We start from the raw sequence: 18,860 nt of genomic DNA, 5'->3' as shown, positions 1-18,860 counted from the left end.
TCCCTATGTTGAACTAGAAATGCAAAAAGAAGTTCCCAATATCAGTATCATCATCCCTGTGTTGAACGAGGAAGACTATATACAAAGAGTATTGGGGAAAATTTTTGATCATTCGACCACGACCCGCATAAAGGAAATTTTGGTCGTAGACGGTGGCAGTACGGACCAAACTGTTTCCTATGCCAAAAAATTGGGCGTCCCTGTTATTTCCAGTCCCAAAGGACGGGCTCGGCAAATGAACTTGGGGGCCAAAAAGGCCCAAGGGAAAGTTCTATATTTTATTCATGTGGATAGCTTGCCTCCTTTTGGTTTTGACCAAAAGATCATCGATTCCTATACCAATGGAAAAAAGGCAGGATGCTTTAGGCTCCGTTTTGATACACCCAGTCTTTTTCTTGGGTTTTTCGCGTGGTGGACTAAAATCAATCGGCCTATTTGTCGCGGTGGGGACCAATCCCTTTATGTTGGAAAGGAACTTTTTGAAACCCTGGGCGGATTTGATCAAAGCTATAAGGTTTACGAGGACAACGAATTCATAGGGCGCCTGTATAAAAGGACCTCTTTCAAAATCATCAATGATTATGTGGTAACCTCGGCCCGTAGGTACATGCAGAAAGGTATGGTAAGGTTACAATACCACTTTGCCGTTATTCACTTAAAACACTATTTGGGAAAGGGTCCTGACACCTTGTACGATTATTACAGAAGGAATATCGCCTTGTAACTATCGTTCCTCAAAATCCAAAATAACGCCTTCGGAAATCCATTTGGCCAATGCCTGTCTATTATCAGGATCCAGAATACGGCGCTGGTCCTTCTCATTGCGAATGTTCCCGATCTCGATAAAGGTCATGGCTGGGTGCGTCTTTTTTACCAAAAACAGCGAGGTACGGTCCTCAAAAGTCCCGGAATAGTTTCTGTTGGGCTGGTACTGCCTGTATTTTGCCTCGAAAGTCTTATGGATACTCTCTGCCAAGCGCTTCCCATTTTGGCTCTTTTCGTGATGGTAAAAGAAAACATCGATATTCTGCCCCTCGCTCCTGCTATCCACATGGGTGACGATGAGTCGCTGGTAGGCGCCTTTGTTCTGCTTGTACAGATCGTTCACAATATCCACGCGCTGTTGCAGCCTATCCAGTTGGTTCAATGGAATGACCTTGTCTGGGTATGCGACCTCATCACGGTCCATTTCCAAAATACGCTCTTCCCGTATACCATCGTTTTCATCCCGGATGATAATATAGACCATGGCTCCATGGGCCAGAAGTTCCTTGGCCAAACGCAAGGTGATGTCATAGGCATACTCATCCTCAGATATGGATTTGCCCTTATATACGGCCATCGCACCGGGGTCTGGTCCACCATGACCGGAAACCAAGTAGTAGATGGCCCCTTTCAACCGTTCACTTTTAGAAAGTACCGTTTTATGGTCCTCACCAAAAATATCGTAGGTCTTAGAAGCTATTTCCTTCACTTTCTTGGCTTGTTTTTGAATAGAATCCACAACGGGCACCGTGTCAAGCTCCACTTTGGGAATAATATAGGTTCTACCCTCCAAAAGATGCAGGCTGTCCCGCAGGTTATCCATATTGATGTCTATGAATTCATGGTAGTACTCATACGGATTTACCCCATGTTTTCTCAATAGGGAATAAATACCATCGCCCTTTTCTGCGGTAACGGTGGCCAGGGTATCCTGTCCATAAATAAGAAAGTAGTGTGCAAAAAAAAGAAATACAAACAAGAAAGACTTACGCATCATACCTTTCACAAAATCAAAGTCCGTGCCGAAGAATCCGTAAAAAACCTCTTAGTTTTCAAGATCCAAATTGGAGTAATCCTCTAAAATACTATCGTTCAACAAACCCACCAAAGGTTTCTTTCCCGCTTTTAGGCTGAACCCACCTTGCAGGGCTTTGGAGCCATCGTTGAAATTTAAAATGACTATGGGCGGAATCAAGTTGTTGGCCAAGTACAGACTGGCATCATCCTTAAAGGGATTTGGCTCCTTATTGCCCTTCAATGGCGCTGCGCCATTTTTTTGAAGTACGTTCTCCAAAACTGAAGCCAGCTGTCGGCCTTCCCTACTTTTGGCGTTGTGACTTATACTAACGACCGAATTTTCAAGGGTTCCAAAGGAGTCTTCCATCAAAATCACCCGTTGGTAAGCACCGTTATGCCTTAAATACTTTTTATTGATTGCGCTGGAATAATTACCGTATAGCTCCTTTTTTTCCAACTTGGGAAGCGAATCCAATGCCATACTTCCTATTTTGGAGTCTTCCAGAAGATACACCCTTGCCCCTCTTACCATGAGGTCATTCGCCAACTGCAGGGTCAGTTGATCAAATCGTTTTTTAGACTCCCTTCCACCAGAATGTAAAAAGTAATAGACCATATTTTGTAAGGTGGTATCCTTTTGGCCCATCAAGGACAACTGCGTTTCGTTGAAAATGGGCGCTTCAGAACCTTCGCCCGTGTCAATTCGGACTCCGGTCAGCTTGAACGAATCGGGGGCATCGGGAAGAATGTAATCCTTTCCCACGATCAGCTCGCTTCCGTTCTTGATGTTATCGGCATTCAATTTTAGAAACTGCTCATAATATTTAATGGGATGGATTCCTGATTGCCTCAAAACCGAAAAAATGCCATCGCCCGTTTTGGCTACGATGGTATTTGCCGATGCTTGGGCCGAGGTGGTATGGTTGGTCAGAAACAGAAAGCAAATGAATAAAATCCTTAAAAGGAAGGTTGGTTTTTGGCTGTACATGTTGATAGTGTTCTTACTACAAAGATTATCAAAAATAATAGCCTTGACAAAGCGGCGGCATAACTTATTTCAAAAACAGGTGGTTTTGGACGGATAACCCATTAAAATAGGCATTAGCATTATACTAATCCTTATGTAACTTATAGTAATTGGCGATGATGGCCTGGGAAGGTTTGTTTTGGGGCGTAAACCGGTTGTCCTTTTCCCCACCGGATTTCTCATGCTGAATGAACCATTTCCAAACAAAGCCCCCCGCAAACCATTCCTCTCCCCAAAACTCCTCAAAAATGGCCTTTTTGGCATTGGACTGACCTTCCATGTTCACTCCTTCCTCGGTACGGTCTACCAGCCATGGTTTCTTAGCCGTAAAATCCATACTTCGATAACCGTATTCCGTGAAAAGTACAGGTCTTTGGGTCTGAAGAGCCAAGTCTGAAATTTTCTGTTTCCAAGGCTGCCAACCTAATTTAAGTTCCTCAACTGAAGGTGTTTTGGATTCCGAAAGGGGGAAATAGGCATCGATACCTATAAAATCCAATTCTTTCCAAAAGGGGGTTCTGGCATATTCGTCCCAATTGGCAGCATAGGTCAATTTACCGGAATAGATTTTCCGGATTTTCGCGATAAGCTCGTTCCAGTATTCCGGCCGATTCTTCACAAAGGTTTCCAGTTCAGTACCGATGCAAAAAATAGGTGTTTTGGTTTCCTCGGCCAGCTCCGCATAATTAAGGATAAATTTATCGTAAGAAGCCTCCAAGATTTTCCAGTCTTCAGGCGATTTCATGTTGATGGTGCCTGTAAACTGTCCGCCCCCGATCCAAATCTGTGGCTTTACCATAACCTGCAAGCCATTCTTTTTCAACATTTCGATGTATTGCTTGGCACCTTTTCTGGTTTCCCCGAACCACTGTCTTTCCGTATCAAAAATAATTTCGGGCGAAGCCAGATTACGTATAAAACCAAAGGGCATTACTGCCGCACTATTTGCATGGATCTTTATTATCTCGTCAACGTGGGGCTGGGCCGCCTCTTCTCTTGAGGCGACAAAACTGACACCATTAAACTTTTTTTGTGCCTTACTGGTACAGCAAAACTGAAGAAAACAGAGTAATAACAGGCCTAAGTTCCTCATAATTAAAGATTATGAAAACTAAATTAGCAGATTTTCGGGCATGGCCCACCATGGTGTGGCCTAAATATTTTGTTAAATCCTTGGAGAATTTATCCAAGGGCAACCTAATCCAACCCATAGTATAAGTTGGTTTTCGGGAAAGGGCCTTAAAAATATTGACCGATACCGAAGACGATTCCGTTGGCGGCATCGGGTGTTATTCCGTAGCCGTAATCCACCCTAAAAATGGCATTGAAAATACGCTTGTGCATCACCCTGAAACCCAATCCAGGATAGATCCTAAGATTATCGGCATCCAAAAAATCATTAAAATCGCCTCCGGGATTTCGCCATGTGCCTCCGTCCAAAAATATATTCCCCTGCAACACAAAACTGTTCCTTTCGAGCAATGTATGCCTATATTCCGTATTGAGAACGATGGCGCCCGTTCCCCTGTCGATGGTATTCCCCACCCCGCGAATGTTCAGGTTATTGTCAACTGTAAAGGGCGCGAAGGGGCTGTTTACATTACTTGCCAAACCCAAACGGAGTCGGTTGGCCCAGTTGCCCCTGTTCCCAATTCTTTTGTAATAGGTAAAATCGTTAAACCCGATAAAGAATTGGGGGAGGTTGACATCCGAACTTCCCACGTATTGAAAATTCAACAGGCTTCTAAAGCCTTCCACATAATAATAGAAATAGTCCAGCCCATCATGGTCAAAAATAAGTTTAAACAAATGCTTGTCCACATTCAAGTTCAACGGCACTTGGGGATTGGTGGCGCCGGACAGATATTCATAATCCTCCACAAAGAAACTGAATCCCAGTTCCATCCTATTTTTTAGGTCGAATTCATAAAGTCCCAAAAGTTCCACTCCGGTGTTCCCATACCTATACTCTGCCGTACCACTGGAAAGGAACACGGGTTCCAAGGTTGAGAAGTTATTATAGTTAAAGGCAATGCCAAAATTATTGGTAAAAAGGTATGGGGCCCTAATCGCAAATCCATAGGAATTATAGACATCCAATTGATAAAATGCTCCCAAGGTAATGTTCCGTCCAAAAGCATTGAATTCCTGCAGCCCCACCCTAAAGGCAAAATCGTCATTGGAAGAACTGAACAAATTGGCAAAAGGTATGAGGGTGAAGTTTTCGTTGAGTACATACTGGACCTCATAATTCCCGTTTTCCGTTTGAGCGACCAGATAATAGGCGTTCGCTACGGAAGGCAATCGCTTTAGTCGCAGGATATCCCTTTCCATTTGGGCGGAGTCCAATGCCATGCCCTGCTTCATTCCTATGAATTTTTCAATGAAGGATTTTTTGGTACGCTTGGCATCGATAAACTCCAGCTTTTCCACTAGGGATCCTTGTCCGTTCATAAAAAAAGAAGAAAGCAGTATTCCAAGTACCAGGACCGATTTCAGTTTCCAAAATACGGAAATGGGTACACTCTGTACCCGATTGAAACAAGATAAAAAAACGTTCGATCCTTCCATTTTTTTGGTTCCCCAACCCTCTATGGGCATCGACAAAAAATACAACCTGATATCATTAGTATATGGCCCTTAACCCGATATTAAAAGTTTCCCCAAGTCCCGTATTGTTTCCCCGCACAAAATTGGTATACAATACTTCCAGATTTAAGGCCTTTGTCAATTGATACTTGGCTCCGCCTCCCAGTGCCGTAAAATCCTGAGCGAAATTATTGCCCAAATCCAATCGTTGGGAGTGTTGGGCAAGTACGAGCACGGTAAATTTACTGGAAGGAAAATAACTGAGGAACAACCCCGGGGTTAGGTTCAAACTGTTATTGGCAAAACTTTCATTTTGGTCCCCAAAACTCAATTCAGAATTTATTTCGCTAAAAAGCTGCCACTTTTCACCTGGAAAGGTATGATCATAAAAAAAGCGGTTTTGCCAGATGTATCCTTTTTGATCAAGAAAGATCCCGTTTTCCGTTTCGTTGTCGACCAAGGGAATAAAAAATGAACTTTGAATGGAAAAGTTGTTGACCGATGCTATCGGAACAAACTTAATGGAAGGGGCTATGGACGTTAAGCCCGATCGGGCCGTAGTCTCATCTCCGTCAAATTTGAATACTTCCAAGGCGTCCCTTCCCCCAATGACATTGGACCGGAATTCGAAAATCGCCCCTACGTTCCATCGTTTATTGTTTCCAATACCGGTATACGCCTCCAAGGTAGAGGTAAAAAAGGTTTGCCTAGGCTGCTTCCCCACGGCAAAAGTACTTTCGGTTTCCGTATACAGATTGTTGAACCATTTTAAATCATACTGTCCCTTTCCTATGAGTTTGGACGGGGTGTATTGCTGAATGTTGCTTTGGTTACTGATGCTGTCCTGCGCTGATATTCCAAAAAAGGTACAAAGGGCTGCTACCAGAGCCACTCTTTTAGTCCAAAATTGCATGTCTCTTAATGTTTAGAATTAGTTAAGGTCGTTCAAGGACCAGTCGTATGGGTAATAGGAAACTTTTGAATTATTGGGGAGCTTCTCGTCTCTATACCTGTTTATAAAATCAACTACGTCGCCTGCTTGTTCAAAATCGGTCTTGTACCACTCAAAAATCTGTGAGATCTTCACCTTGTTTTTGTTGACTTGTATAAATTGTGGATTGTTCAGGGCGAGTACCGTCTGGGCCTGTAACTGGCTTTCCAGTTTTTCGGGTACATAGGCCATATCGATAATGGGCGGACACCCCAGTCCGGCGCATACCAACACAAAGTGAAACCTGGCCTCCTTGGGGAATTCTGCTCGTAACATTTTGTTTTCTATGTCGTTCAAAGTCAACGACATTCCACCAATACTATGCTTATTCCTGTCAAAGAATCCGGGAATGTCCAAGGGTGATTTTAAGGGATACCCAGAGACGATACCGTCAAGTACCAGTAGGTTGTAAGCGTTGATCCAGAAGGCTTGGTAATTGCTTGCATCGGATTTTTGTACGGAGCTATTTTCGGCTTCCATAAGTATCGACCGTAAAGCCTCAGGATTTTTCTTTATGGCCGAATAATCGACACGTCCGTTTTTAACATAGAACTTAAAAAAAGCATCGGACTTGTCAAAAAATGTAGTGAGTTCCTGTGCCGGAAGGTTGTATGCCAACAAGAAAAAAAGGAGTATGGTTGGGACATTTAATTTCATAATCTAATTAATTTATAGTTGCACTTGGCTTGGCGTTATGTCGAATATTCGGCATATACCCTACAAAAAAAACTTCCTAACTCTTTTTTAAAGCTTTGCAGTATTCAATCAACGGAGCAAAATTCAAGGAAAAGAATCACAGAAAAATCACGTATGTATAACCTTTCTTGTTACCTTTTTGTAATCTTTCTAAATTACATTGCCACCGATAAGTTATAATTCACCTTTGCGACCAAACAAAAAATACAACCCACCATGCAACACATCGTCATCATTGGCAACGGTATTTCAGGTGTGACCTTAGCCAGACATGTTCGGAAACTATCCGACAAAAAAATCACCATCATTTCTTCCGAATCCGAATATTTCTTTTCACGAACCGCCCTTATGTACGTGTACATGGGCCACATGAAATTTGAACACACACAGCCCTACGAAAACAACTTTTGGAAGAAAAACAGGATAGAATTAGTAAACGGCTATGTTGAAAAGGTGCTTCCGGACCAAAAAACGGTGTCCCTTTCCAATGGCGACCTCATTAAATACGATGCCCTGGTCATCGCCACGGGCTCCAAACCCAACAAATTTGGCTGGCCCGGTCAGGATTTGAAAGGCGTACAGGGACTATACTCCAAACAAGATCTGGAGCAATTGGAAAAGAACGCTCCAAACAAGAATGTTTGCAAGCGGGCTGTCATTGTGGGTGGCGGGCTTATTGGTATCGAAATGGCCGAAATGTTGCGAAGCAGGGACATCCCGGTGACCTTTTTGGTGCGTGAGACCAGCTTTTGGAACGGGGTGTTGCCCAGTGGGGAATCGGAAATGATCAACGAGCACATCAGGGAACACCATATTGATTTACGCTTGGGTACCAATTTGAAAGAAATTCTATCCGATGAAAACGGCAAAGCAAAAGCCGTGGTAACGGACAAAGGCGAAACCATTGACTGCGATGTGGTGGGACTCACGGCAGGTGTCACGCCCAATATCGATTTTCTAAAGGATTCCGGCATAGAACTTGGAAAAGGGGTCAAGGTAAACCGAATGCTGGAAACCAACATAAAGGACATCTACGCCATTGGCGACTGTGCGGAACAGCATGAAGGAATCGGGCTACGAAGACCCGTAGAGGCCGTTTGGTATACGGGCAGAATGATGGGCGAGACCTTGGCGCAGACCCTTTGTGGCAACCCCACCGAATACAATCCGGGACACTGGTTCAACTCGGCCAAATTCTTGGACATAGAATATCAGACCTATGGGTGGGTGTTCAGCGAGCGTAATAAAAAAGAGTACGAGGAACATTTCCACTGGCGGCATCCCAAGGAAAAACTCTGTATCACCATAGCCTTCCACAAGGATACCCATGAATTTTTGGGAATCAATAACTTCGGCATCCGTCTACGACACGAACTGTTCGATAGATGGCTAAACGAAAAAAGAAGTGTCCAATATGTACTGGAACACCTTAAGGACGCCAATTTTGACCCGGAACTCTACGACTCTTATGAAGAGGCTATCATAGCTAAGTTCAATCAAGATTTTAACCAAAACATCCAACCTAAAAAGAAAAGTTGGAGGCGGATCTTAAAACTTGCCTAACCCAACCAACCTTTAAAAAATAACTTATATGAGCACTCTAGATAAAAGTATGTCATTGGCCGGGGAACCACCAAATGCCTTGAACACCAACCAGAAAATATCCGTATTGATAGGAATGACCGGACTGGGCATTCTCATTTTACAATTGTTCAATCTGCAATTGGGAAACAGTGCCCTTTGGCTAAGCATCTCCCTGCTGTTGATTTTCTTGGGCGTATTCCTATTCTCCCAAGCTGCCTACGCACATAAGCACGAGGGTATCAAAAACGATGGTGTATGGTTCAAATCCATTTCGAGCAGGGGTGTTTTGGGCTGGTTGACCGGGATTGCCCTTACTGGATTTTACATTGTACTTTATTTCTATCCGGAATATTTGGGTCTGGTACAGGACGGGGACAACAAGGGAGTGATTGCCCTGTTCGACCCTTTGAGCAAGGCTTTGAGCGGGAATCCTGCGAGTCAGTGGTTCGTATATGGAGCCTTATATACATTGGGCATACTGGCCTTTGGGATAAAATTTATGTGGAAATATAGGCATAATGGCTACCAGCGTCTGCGAACCATTAGTGTCATGTTCTTTCAAACCGCCTTTGCCTTTATCATTCCCGAAATTATGGCACGTCTGAACGGTGACCTGCCTTATTATGACCTTAAGAATATGTGGCCGCTGAACTACTATAATTTTGAGCGCTACCGGATAAACGGTTTTATCGATGCAGGGGATATTGGGTTGGCCATGTTGTTTTTTGGCATTCTTTCCATTTTTGTGATTTCACCTATTTTGACCTATAAATTCGGGAAACGATGGTACTGCTCTTGGGTATGTGGCTGTGGTGCCTTGGCGGAAACCGTGGGTGATCCTTTCAGACAATTGAGCGATAAATCCAAGTTCGCCTGGAAGGTAGAACGCTGGGTAGTGCATAGCGTGGTAGTCTTTGTAACCTTGATGACTACGGCCGTTATCTACTCCTATTTGGGGAACGACACCAGCAAATACTGGTTGACCAAAAGCACCTTTCTCATTGGGGTATCCGTAATACTGACCGCAGTTTTCGCTTGGGTCATGATCTTTAAAAGAGACCAACTTCAAAAAGATGCCCAGTACGGGGCCATAGGTTATTTTACCATTATCGCGGTGTTGATCGGTATGCACTTCTTTAGCGGTGATGGCAACATTTTCATATTCAAATCGAATACACTTAGGACTACGTACAGCTTTTTGATCGGGAGCATCTTTTCAGGAGTTATCGGTACGGGCTTCTACCCCATTTTTGGTAGCAGGGTATGGTGCAGATTTGGGTGTCCCATGGCGGCCATCCTAGGATTTCAGCAACGCTTGTTTTCAAAATTTAGGATAACCACCAACGGAGGCCAGTGCATTTCCTGTGGCAATTGCTCCACCTATTGCGAAATGGGCATCGATGTGCGGGCCTATGCCCAAAAAGGCGAGAACATTGTCCGGTCCAGTTGTGTGGGTTGTGGAATCTGCTCGGCCGTGTGTCCCCGCGGCGTACTCAAATTGGAGAACGGACCGCAAGAGGGTCGCATCAATCCTACCGAAGTACTTTTGGGCAATGATGTTGATTTGATGGAGTTGGTGAATAGAAAGTAGGTCTTAATAAGTATGTATATGGGTCCTCGACAGGCTCGGACTGACAAACGAGACTCGAATGTGATGCTGAACTTTGCGAAGCATAATTGAGATAAAAGGGTATTTACACCTCTAACATGAAGCAGTCGAGGCTAGACCGACAAATAAAAGACGAAATGTCACGCTGAGCCTGTCGAAGCGCATTAATTCAATTGAATGAAATTCTACTACGTATACATTTTAAAATGTTCGGACGGCACGTTGTACACTGGCGTGACCAATGACTTGGACAAAAGAGTAATTCAGCATCAAAATGGCTTCAGAAAAGATAGTTATACCTATTTAAGAAGACCTGTAAAATTGGTGTGGCAGATTCAATGTGAAAATCCATCCGAAGCGATAAAAATCGAAAAACAGATAAAGGGTTGGTCGCACCGAAAGAAACAGGCTTTGATAAATGAAAATTGGAGCGACCTTATTAAGTTTTCTAAAAATTACACGCAGTTTGGAAAAGGAGATTAATTCCTTTCCAATTGTCACGCTGAGCTGGTCGCAGCTTATACAACCAAAACTTCAACCTCATTAATAAGAAGTATTCCAAAAGCTTGTAAGTTATTGGTACTTTTACGACTGATTTCACTTTAACATGGCTAACCGCTATTTCCCTTTAAGATAATGACAGACATTAAGGTTATTATTCCCGCCTTTAATGAAGCAGATTCCATTGCGCATGTTATCCACGACCTTCCAAAATCGGTTTCGGAAATAATAGTTATTAACAATGCATCTACGGATGCCACCGTTGAAAATGCCCGTAAAGCCGGGGCTACCGTGCTTACGGAGACCAAAAAAGGGTATGGATATGCCTGTCTTTGTGGTATGGATTACATCGCCAAGCAATCCAAACAACCGGATATTATCGTATTTATCGACGGAGACTATTCTGACTATCCGGAGGAATTGGATAGGCTTGTAGCTCCCATTATTGAAAACGATCTTGATTTTGTTGTAGGCGCCAGAAAAAAAAGTTTGCGGGAGGAAGGTTCCATGACCCCGCAACAGGTTTTTGGCAACCAATTGGCCACATTTTTAATGCGTTTGTTTTTTGGCTCTAAATTTACGGATTTGGGACCTTTTAGGGCGATAAAATACGAAAGTCTCAAAGAATTGAAAATGGAGGACAAAACGTACGGATGGACGGTAGAAATGCAGTTGAAAATTTTGCGAAAAAAAATGGCATATACCGAAGTACCAGTGCGTTACAAAAAAAGAATTGGTGTTTCAAAAGTGTCCGGTACGGTAAAAGGTACTATCTTTGCCGGAGTAAAAATATTGGGTTGGATCTTTAAATACAGTTTAAAATAATATGGCACTTACCATCTCTTACATTATCATCGCGATCTATAGTATTGCACTGCTGTTGATCTTCTTTTACAGTTTGGCCCAATTGAACCTTTTGGTCAATTACCTTTCCCAAAAAAGGAAGAACCAAACGGCTCCAAAATTCAATTTATTGGATCCCAAGGAAATTCCTTTTGTTACCATTCAGCTTCCCGTGTACAACGAGGAATATGTAATGGAGCGTCTGTTGGAAAACATTGCCAAGATAGAATACCCAAAAAGCAAGTTGGAAATCCAGGTGTTGGACGACTCAACGGATGACTCCGTGGCAGTGACCGCGCAACGCATATCCGAACTTCAGGAAACCGGATTGGACATACAGCATATCCGCAGAACGGATAGAACGGGCTTTAAGGCCGGAGCACTTAAGGAAGGGCTTAAGATCGCCAAAGGCGAGTTCATCGCTATTTTTGATGCCGACTTTATGCCATCTCCAGATTGGTTGAAGAAAACCGTTATCTACTTTAAAGATCCGGAAATTGGTGTGGTACAGACCCGTTGGGGGCACTTGAACCGCGACTATTCCACCTTGACCAAAATACAGGCCTTTGCCCTGGATGCACACTTCACCTTGGAGCAAGTGGGCAGAAACGCCAAAGGACACTTTATCAACTTTAACGGTACGGCGGGTATCTGGAGAAAAGAGACCATTTTGGATGCCGGTAACTGGGAAGGCGATACTTTGACCGAGGACTTGGACTTGAGCTATCGTGCCCAATTGAAGAATTGGAAGTTTAAGTATTTGGAGGACGTGGAGACGCCTGCCGAGCTACCTGTCGTAATCAGTGCGGCCCGTTCGCAGCAGTTCCGTTGGAACAAAGGTGGTGCGGAAAACTTTAGAAAGACCGTTTGGAGCGTAATCACAGCGAAAAACATTCCGTTTAAGACGAAGTTTCATGGGGTGATGCACCTATTGAACAGCAGTATGTTCCTATGTGTCTTCATTGTGGCCTTTTTGAGTATCCCCATGCTGTACATTAAAAATATGTATGGGCATTTGGGTTGGGTGTTCGAGGCAACTAGCTTTTTCATCCTAAGTACCATCATCCTATTCATCTGTTATTGGTTTACCTACAAGAGCGTTCAGGGCAGTAGCTTTGACAATTTTGTGGACTACATAAAACTGTTCTTTACCTTTTTCTCGGTAGCCTTGGGCTTCTCGCTACACAACTCCATTGCGGTTTTGGAAGGACACATGGGCAAGCGCAGTGAATTTGTACGTACGCCCAAGTTCAACATCAATAACCTGACACAAAGCTGGAAGGGCAACAAGTATCTGGCAAAGAAACTGTCTCCCAACATGATCTTGGAATTCGCCTTAATGTTGTATTTCCTTTTTGGCATGTACAGTGCGGTTCCCTTGAACGATTTTGGATTGTTCCCGTTCCACTTTATGTTGTTCCTAGGCTTTAGCTTTGTCTTCTTTAAAAGCTTAACGGCAAGAGCATAAAAGACAAATTTGTTTAAATATAAAGGACGGCGATGGCCGTCCTTTTTTATGCCCTTATGTCATTATTGGTTATATTGCTCATGTAAAAGAAATATAGATTATCAATGATTTATACTCCTACGTTGGCAATAATTTAAACAAACAGCAATCCCGCTCTTCGAAGTTTGCTACTTCAAAGCACAAAGTTTTAAATTAGATGATGCATTGATGAAGTGTGAAGTTTGCAACTTCGCACAGCAGGCATTCCATATACGTGCATTTTATATATCAACACTTTCAAAAGTCCGCAACGAAATCATAGCCCAACCGATGATGTCGAATACGCCTGCGGCGTACTTTTGTCGCATTGCTGGCGCAATTACCGCACCAAAAGCCAGTCGACATCATCGCCGCGCTATGCCAGATTACATTGGCCGTAGGATAAGGGACCAGCCAACCTATCACCTTTAGGTGCCATCGAGGAAAAAAGTACATATCAACGGCTATATGCAACCTGTCCACGTTCAACACGTATTTTAAATTTATCCCAACAAGTTGCGTAAATTTAAAATCCGTAACGTGGCTTCACATAGCCCTGCGTTGTACGCAAGCTGAAAAAACAAAAACTGGCTTAGAATGAAACTTAACGAATATTTGTCCAATCGTTTAAAAGAGATTTTATTGGAAGGAAAATGGGTTTTAGGAACAAATTTCAAAGAACAGATAGTTAGTCTTAACTGGAAACAAGCAACACAAAAAGTTGAAAATTACAATACTATTGCTGATTTGACCTTCCACATTGATTATTACTTGGATGGAATAATTAAAGTCCTTAAAGGAGGAACCCTTGACATACGAGATAAATTTAGTTTTGATTCTCCTCCAATAAAATCAGAACAAGATTGGAAGAATCTAGTAAATAAATTTTGCTTTGATTCTGAAGAATTTATTGAACTGGTAAGTAAGATGTCAGACGAAGAAATAATGTCGGATTTTGTGGATAAACAATATGGAACATATTACAGGAATATAGATGCGATGATTGAACATACATACTATCATCTTGGACAAATATTGCTCCTTAAAAAACGAATCAAATAAAAACTGCTTACAACAATGTATAAGCGGCATTAAAACGACCGCTTATACTAGACCGATGATGTCGAATACGCCTGCGGCGTACTTTTGTCGCATTGCTAGCGCAATTGCCGCACCAAAAGCTAGTCGACATCATCGCAGGGCTATGTCAGATTGCAATGGCCCTAGGATAAGGGACCTCTTTGCAAAGACCGCCGCTACGGCTTATCTACTCGACATATCAGGACGCTATATGTAATCTGGTCGACAAATTATATTCCCAATACCGTGAAAACCACGATAGACGGCCACTACGTAGCCTTATCGATGAACGATGATTCGGTTAGCAATATCCGAAACCGGTCAGATAACCGAACCATCGTTGATGGTTTTCACTATATTTCCATAAAATTCGCCGGACTGCACATAGCGCGGCGTTGTACGCAATTAGAACAAACATCAATCAAATCAATCAACAATGAAATCAAAATTTTTATTTATTCTAGTTCTTTTCGCTCTTATTTCTTGTAAAGACCAAACGGGAGAGTATGTATGCAAACCTTGTGATTTACCTTGTGACGAATTGACTTTTAACGAATCTGGAATTTGTCCACACTGTAAAATGAACCTTATTAAAAAAAGTGATTTACTTCCTGAAAAGGAACTAATCTTAAATGAAATTAATATTCAGGACGGAAGTGGGAAATTTTTAATTGATGGAGGATTTCAAGAAGAAAAACAAATAATCATTCATTACTATAAACCAAAGAATCTGAAATCCGAATCGCCAACTGTGATTGTATTACCAGGTGCTGGGCGAAATGGAGATGAATATCGAGATGCTTGGATTGAAAAAGCCGAAAAATACAATGTTCTTGTTCTATCACCCGAATACTCTGAAAGATATTATCCTGAATTTTGGAGCTACAATTTGGCAGGAATGATTACAGATGTGGAAATAAATGACGAGAGAACAGCTATGACAGATTTTAAAATTAGCAAGAACCCTAATAAATGGATTTACAACGATTTTGACCGAATTTTCAATTTAACAAAAGAAAAACTTAATCTTAAAACAGATACTTACGATTTGTTCGGGCATTCTGCTGGCGGACAAATTCTACATCGTCTTGCTATTTTTAAGTCAGATAATAAAGCTAATAGAATTTTATCATCAAATTCAGGTTGGTACACTGTCCCGACAGATAGAGAAAATTTTCCAACTGGTTTAAAAGACAGTTATCTGTTAGAAAAGGAAATAGATTTCAGTAAAAACCTTGTCTTGTTTCTTGGAGAAAAAGACGATGCCAATGAAACGAGAGGAGATTTAAGACACTCACCAGAAGTTGACAAACAAGGTCTTCATAGACTGGAAAGAGGAACATATTTTTATAATGAATCAAAAAAAATCGCATCGGAATTAAACTCTGAATTCAATTGGAAATTAGAAATTATTCCAAATATCGGACACGATTATAGAGAAATTAGTAAAGCTGCTGCGAATTATTTATATGAATTGAAAAAATAACTGCGTACAACATTGGCTATAAGTAATTGCTTGTTCTCGCCTACTTCTGAAAATCCTAGCGGATTTTCAGCCTGGTGTGTACTTGCAAAATTAAGTGCTAAACCACCCAACTACTCATAGCCGAGACCGTTGTGCCACATATAAAAACAGTTATGAAAAAAACGATCTTCATACTATTCATATTATTCCTAAACTCTGTTTTCGGTCAGAATGAACCAGAGATAAAAATATTTCATCGACTTGTGCTTATAAATGCCGAGAATAAAATTATGGTGGTTAAAGTTGAAAATGCTAATGTATGGGTAACACAAGGTTTTTATCAAACACAAGATGAGACAATCCAAAACGGCTTAAACAATTTGGCTAAGAGTTACGGAATTGAAATAGAAGAACCTAAATTAAGAGGTGTTTTTCTTCTTAAGCGCGAAATTAACAATGAATACTCTACCTCTTTGAGAAATGTTTATGTGGCAAAGATTGAATCTCTAATGTTGAAAAAACCAACTGGAATTGATGAAATAAAATGGGTATCAGTTGATGAGGCAACAGAACTTATTACATTTCCTCATATAAGCTTAATGATTAAAGGCGTTATAGATACTCCAAATCGTATTTTAGGTGGGACTTTGCGCCAATTTAAAGAAAATGACATTTGGAAAACTGAAATTATTGAAGAGTTTTATTCTCTTTAACTTTTAACAAATCGAACAAAATACGTGGCACAACAATGGCTATAAGTAATTGCTTATTCTCAGCTACTTCTGAAAATCCTCGCGGATTTTCAGTTTGGTGTGTACTTGCAAAGTTAAGTGTCAAACCACGCAACTACTCATAGCCGAGACCGTGATGTACAATTATTCATCTAATTTTTATTGTTTTTCAAAGGTATTCATCGGTCGCTTCGCTCGGTCACCTAAAGGTGAACCCAAATCGCTACATTGTCGCTACGCTCCAATTCCCGCACTTTGGGATTTGTGCATCATTACTTCGGTAAACTCTGCACAGGCTCCGGGCTATGTCAGATTGCAATGGCCGTAGGATAAGGGACCATCGATCTTATCACCTTTAGGCGCCATCGAGAACAACTGTGCATATCAACGGCTACCATCCCGACAAAACCCATCTGGTGGCTATGCTATCTGGTGTGCTCCTTTGTATTTTGCTTTTTTACGTACCTTTCTGGTACGAAAAACAAAAATCCAAGCGCACGACTACACATAGCCCTGCGTTGGCTATAACCCAATAGTAACTCCATAACAAATCCAACTTTTAAATGAAACTTTTCAACGATTTGCAAACCCAAAAGGTCTCCAAAGGAACGATTCTTTTATACAAAGGAGATATTTGTAAATCCGTTTATAGAGTGGTTAAAGGATGCTTAAAGAGTTATGTAGTTGACAAGTCAGGCAAAGAACATATTTTACATTTTGCCGCTGAAGATTGGCTTATTACAGATATGGACAGTTTTATCAATAGCAAACCTTCCAATATTTTTATTAATGCAATTGAAGATAGCGAAGTATCACTGATTACTACTTCAGATTACAATAATATAAGTCAGTTAAGTCATGATGATTTGCTTGAGCAAAACAATAAATTAATAAACAATTTAATTTCTACTAATAAGCGTTTAATGAATCTTTTGAGTGCAACTGCTGAAGAACGCTATAGGGATTTCATAGAAACCTATCCAACTTTAGTACAAAGACTACCACTAAAACTAATCGCTTCCTATTTGGGCATGACACCAGAATATCTAAGTGATGTTAGAAGAAAATTAGTTCAGAAGTAATTTCTTAAGATACCTTAATTTTTTTCTTCTTGATTGTTTGCATCTTTGCTTAATCACTAACAATCAAATAGATATAAAATGACAGCGACAGTAAAATCAAAAGGACTTAACATTGCTTTATGGGTAGCACAGGTACTAATTTCATTAACCTTAATTTGGGCAGGTTACGCCAAATTGTTCCAACCCATTGAAGAAACCGCGCAGATGTTGCCTTGGGCACTTGATAACCCAGGGTTGTTAAAAATTACAGGAATAGTTGATTTACTTGGTGGTATAGGTATAGTTTTACCGGCAGCTTTTAGATTACAACCAAAATTAACGGTACTTGCAGCTTATGGAACCATGGCATTAATGATTGCTGCTATGGTATTTCATATTTCAAGAGGCGAAGTATCACTTATTGGTATGAATATTTTCTTTTTCATCCTCGCAGCTTTCGTTGCATGGGGGCGCTCAAAAAAAGCACCAATAACTGGCAAGTAATTTTTTATTTTAAACTCTTTCTAAAATGTCAATAGAAAAAATTGCCATATTGGGCGCAAGTGGTATGGTGGCACAAGAGACCATAAAGGCATTTGATAGTGCGGGTTTTCAACTTAAGCTCTTCTCTCGAAGCATAAAAGCAGCTAACTATCCAAATCATGAAACGGTAAAAGGCGATGTGTTTAATGATAGCGACTTGGCATTGGCGATTAAAGACTGTGATGCCATACATATTACCTTGGGGCAATTAGACGAGTTTGGTGCCGTGCAGAAAATTGTTAGAGCTGCAAAAAAGCAAGATATAAAATGTATTAGCTATGTGAGTGGTGCTACAGTATGTAAGGAAAATACTGAAATGCCGTTCATAAAAGCTAAATACGAATCAGAGCAATTTATAAAAACGAGTGGTATTCCGTACATGATTTTTAGACCAACTTGGTTTATGGAATCTTTGGCTTTAATGATACAAGATGGTAAAGCCAACGTTATGGGAAAACAACCGATTAAACTACGATGGATTGCTTCTAAAGATTTTGGTAAACTATTGGTAAATGCCTATCAAAAACCAGAATGTAGAAATCAAGAATTCAATACCTATGGTCCAGAAGCACTGACCATTAACGAAGCATTGGGGCAATATATTAAGGTGAAACATCCAAACATTAAAAAGGTTGCCAATGCACCATTTTGGTTACTCAAAATAATAGCGTTTATATCTGGCAATAAACAATTAAAAGAGTTTATTCCCATGTTTGAGTATTTTGAGAAAACAAAAGAAGCAGGAAACCCAGAAAATTCTGACCGTTTACTCGGAAAATCAAAAACCACTTTGCAGCAATGGCTATCTGAATAAATTGATGTCATTAATATATAATGAATAGAACGGATTTTCTTGGGATTTTAGGTCTGCT

Annotated in this window: 18 protein-coding genes; 12 read left to right on the top strand and 6 right to left on the bottom strand. The window is 41.2% G+C overall.

Annotated features, from left to right (window positions below; translation table 11 throughout):
* Nucleotides 1–19 precede the first annotated feature (19 nt).
* Complete coding sequence (locus tag DZC72_RS07960; protein WP_125222304.1) at nt 20–724, top strand: TIGR04283 family arsenosugar biosynthesis glycosyltransferase; 705 nt, start codon at nt 20–22, stop codon at nt 722–724.
* Here DZC72_RS07960 and DZC72_RS07955 read toward each other — a convergent pair whose 3' ends face one another.
* The 6 genes from DZC72_RS07955 to DZC72_RS07930 all read right to left on the bottom strand — a co-directional run bounded on the left by DZC72_RS07955 (nt 725) and on the right by DZC72_RS07930 (nt 7,046).
* Complete coding sequence (locus DZC72_RS07955; RefSeq protein ID WP_243641704.1) at nt 725–1,759, bottom strand: N-acetylmuramoyl-L-alanine amidase family protein; 1,035 nt, start codon at nt 1,757–1,759, stop codon at nt 725–727.
* A gap of 51 nt (nt 1,760–1,810) precedes the next feature.
* Nucleotides 1,811–2,770 carry a hypothetical protein gene (locus tag DZC72_RS07950; protein WP_125222302.1) on the bottom strand — a complete coding sequence of 320 codons (960 nt, stop codon included), beginning with the start codon at nt 2,768–2,770 and terminating at the stop codon, nt 1,811–1,813.
* 124 nt (nt 2,771–2,894) lie between these two features.
* Nucleotides 2,895–3,902, bottom strand: coding sequence for a glycoside hydrolase family 113 (locus DZC72_RS07945; protein WP_125222301.1), 1,008 nt, complete (start codon nt 3,900–3,902; stop codon nt 2,895–2,897).
* A gap of 146 nt (nt 3,903–4,048) precedes the next feature.
* Nucleotides 4,049–5,380 (bottom strand): BamA/TamA family outer membrane protein, encoded by a 1,332-nt coding sequence (locus tag DZC72_RS07940; RefSeq protein ID WP_243641675.1) that lies wholly within the window; start codon nt 5,378–5,380, stop codon nt 4,049–4,051.
* 55 nt (nt 5,381–5,435) lie between these two features.
* Nucleotides 5,436–6,311 (bottom strand): hypothetical protein, encoded by an 876-nt coding sequence (locus tag DZC72_RS07935; RefSeq protein ID WP_125222300.1) that lies wholly within the window; start codon nt 6,309–6,311, stop codon nt 5,436–5,438.
* Nucleotides 6,312–6,329: 18 nt separating this feature from the next.
* Nucleotides 6,330–7,046 carry a DUF547 domain-containing protein gene (locus DZC72_RS07930; RefSeq protein WP_125222299.1) on the bottom strand — a complete coding sequence of 239 codons (717 nt, stop codon included), beginning with the start codon at nt 7,044–7,046 and terminating at the stop codon, nt 6,330–6,332.
* Between the two features lie 255 nt (nt 7,047–7,301).
* Here DZC72_RS07930 and DZC72_RS07925 point away from each other — a divergent pair, with 255 nt between their 5' ends.
* The 11 genes from DZC72_RS07925 (at nt 7,302) to DZC72_RS07875 (ending at nt 18,802) form a co-directional block, all read left to right on the top strand.
* Nucleotides 7,302–8,648, top strand: a complete 1,347-nt coding sequence (locus tag DZC72_RS07925) for an NAD(P)/FAD-dependent oxidoreductase (RefSeq protein WP_125222298.1) — start codon at nt 7,302–7,304, stop codon at nt 8,646–8,648.
* 28 nt (nt 8,649–8,676) lie between these two features.
* Complete coding sequence (locus DZC72_RS07920) at nt 8,677–10,260, top strand: 4Fe-4S binding protein (protein ID WP_125222297.1); 1,584 nt, start codon at nt 8,677–8,679, stop codon at nt 10,258–10,260.
* 195 nt (nt 10,261–10,455) lie between these two features.
* The gene (locus DZC72_RS07915; protein WP_125222296.1) at nt 10,456–10,761 is read left to right on the top strand and encodes a GIY-YIG nuclease family protein; all 306 of its coding nucleotides are present in this window, start codon (nt 10,456–10,458) and stop codon (nt 10,759–10,761) included.
* A gap of 153 nt (nt 10,762–10,914) precedes the next feature.
* Nucleotides 10,915–11,604: a glycosyltransferase family 2 protein gene (locus tag DZC72_RS07910; protein WP_125222295.1), complete on the top strand. Its 690-nt coding sequence runs from the start codon at nt 10,915–10,917 to the stop codon at nt 11,602–11,604.
* A 1-nt stretch (nt 11,605) separates the two neighbouring features.
* A complete protein-coding gene (locus DZC72_RS07905; protein ID WP_125222294.1) occupies nt 11,606–13,090 on the top strand; it encodes a cellulose synthase family protein in 1,485 nt (494 codons plus the stop codon).
* 615 nt (nt 13,091–13,705) lie between these two features.
* Nucleotides 13,706–14,170, top strand: a complete 465-nt coding sequence (locus tag DZC72_RS07900) for a DUF1572 domain-containing protein (protein WP_125222293.1) — start codon at nt 13,706–13,708, stop codon at nt 14,168–14,170.
* Between the two features lie 454 nt (nt 14,171–14,624).
* Complete coding sequence (locus tag DZC72_RS07895; protein ID WP_207891717.1) at nt 14,625–15,674, top strand: hypothetical protein; 1,050 nt, start codon at nt 14,625–14,627, stop codon at nt 15,672–15,674.
* 152 nt (nt 15,675–15,826) lie between these two features.
* Nucleotides 15,827–16,366 carry a hypothetical protein gene (locus DZC72_RS07890; protein WP_125222292.1) on the top strand — a complete coding sequence of 180 codons (540 nt, stop codon included), beginning with the start codon at nt 15,827–15,829 and terminating at the stop codon, nt 16,364–16,366.
* 581 nt (nt 16,367–16,947) lie between these two features.
* Nucleotides 16,948–17,466, top strand: coding sequence for a Crp/Fnr family transcriptional regulator (locus DZC72_RS07885; RefSeq protein ID WP_125222291.1), 519 nt, complete (start codon nt 16,948–16,950; stop codon nt 17,464–17,466).
* Nucleotides 17,467–17,544: 78 nt separating this feature from the next.
* Entirely contained in the window at nt 17,545–17,949 is a 405-nt protein-coding gene (locus DZC72_RS07880) for a DoxX family protein (RefSeq protein ID WP_125222290.1), read from the top strand.
* A 25-nt stretch (nt 17,950–17,974) separates the two neighbouring features.
* A complete protein-coding gene (locus tag DZC72_RS07875) occupies nt 17,975–18,802 on the top strand; it encodes an SDR family oxidoreductase (protein ID WP_125222289.1) in 828 nt (275 codons plus the stop codon).
* The last annotated feature ends 58 nt before the right edge of the window (nt 18,803–18,860 follow it).

The organism is Maribacter algicola, assembly GCF_003933245.1.
Lineage (GTDB): Bacteria > Bacteroidota > Bacteroidia > Flavobacteriales > Flavobacteriaceae > Maribacter > Maribacter algicola.
Note: the sequence above shows the minus strand (reverse complement) of the source record. Positions and strands in the feature narration are given on the sequence as shown.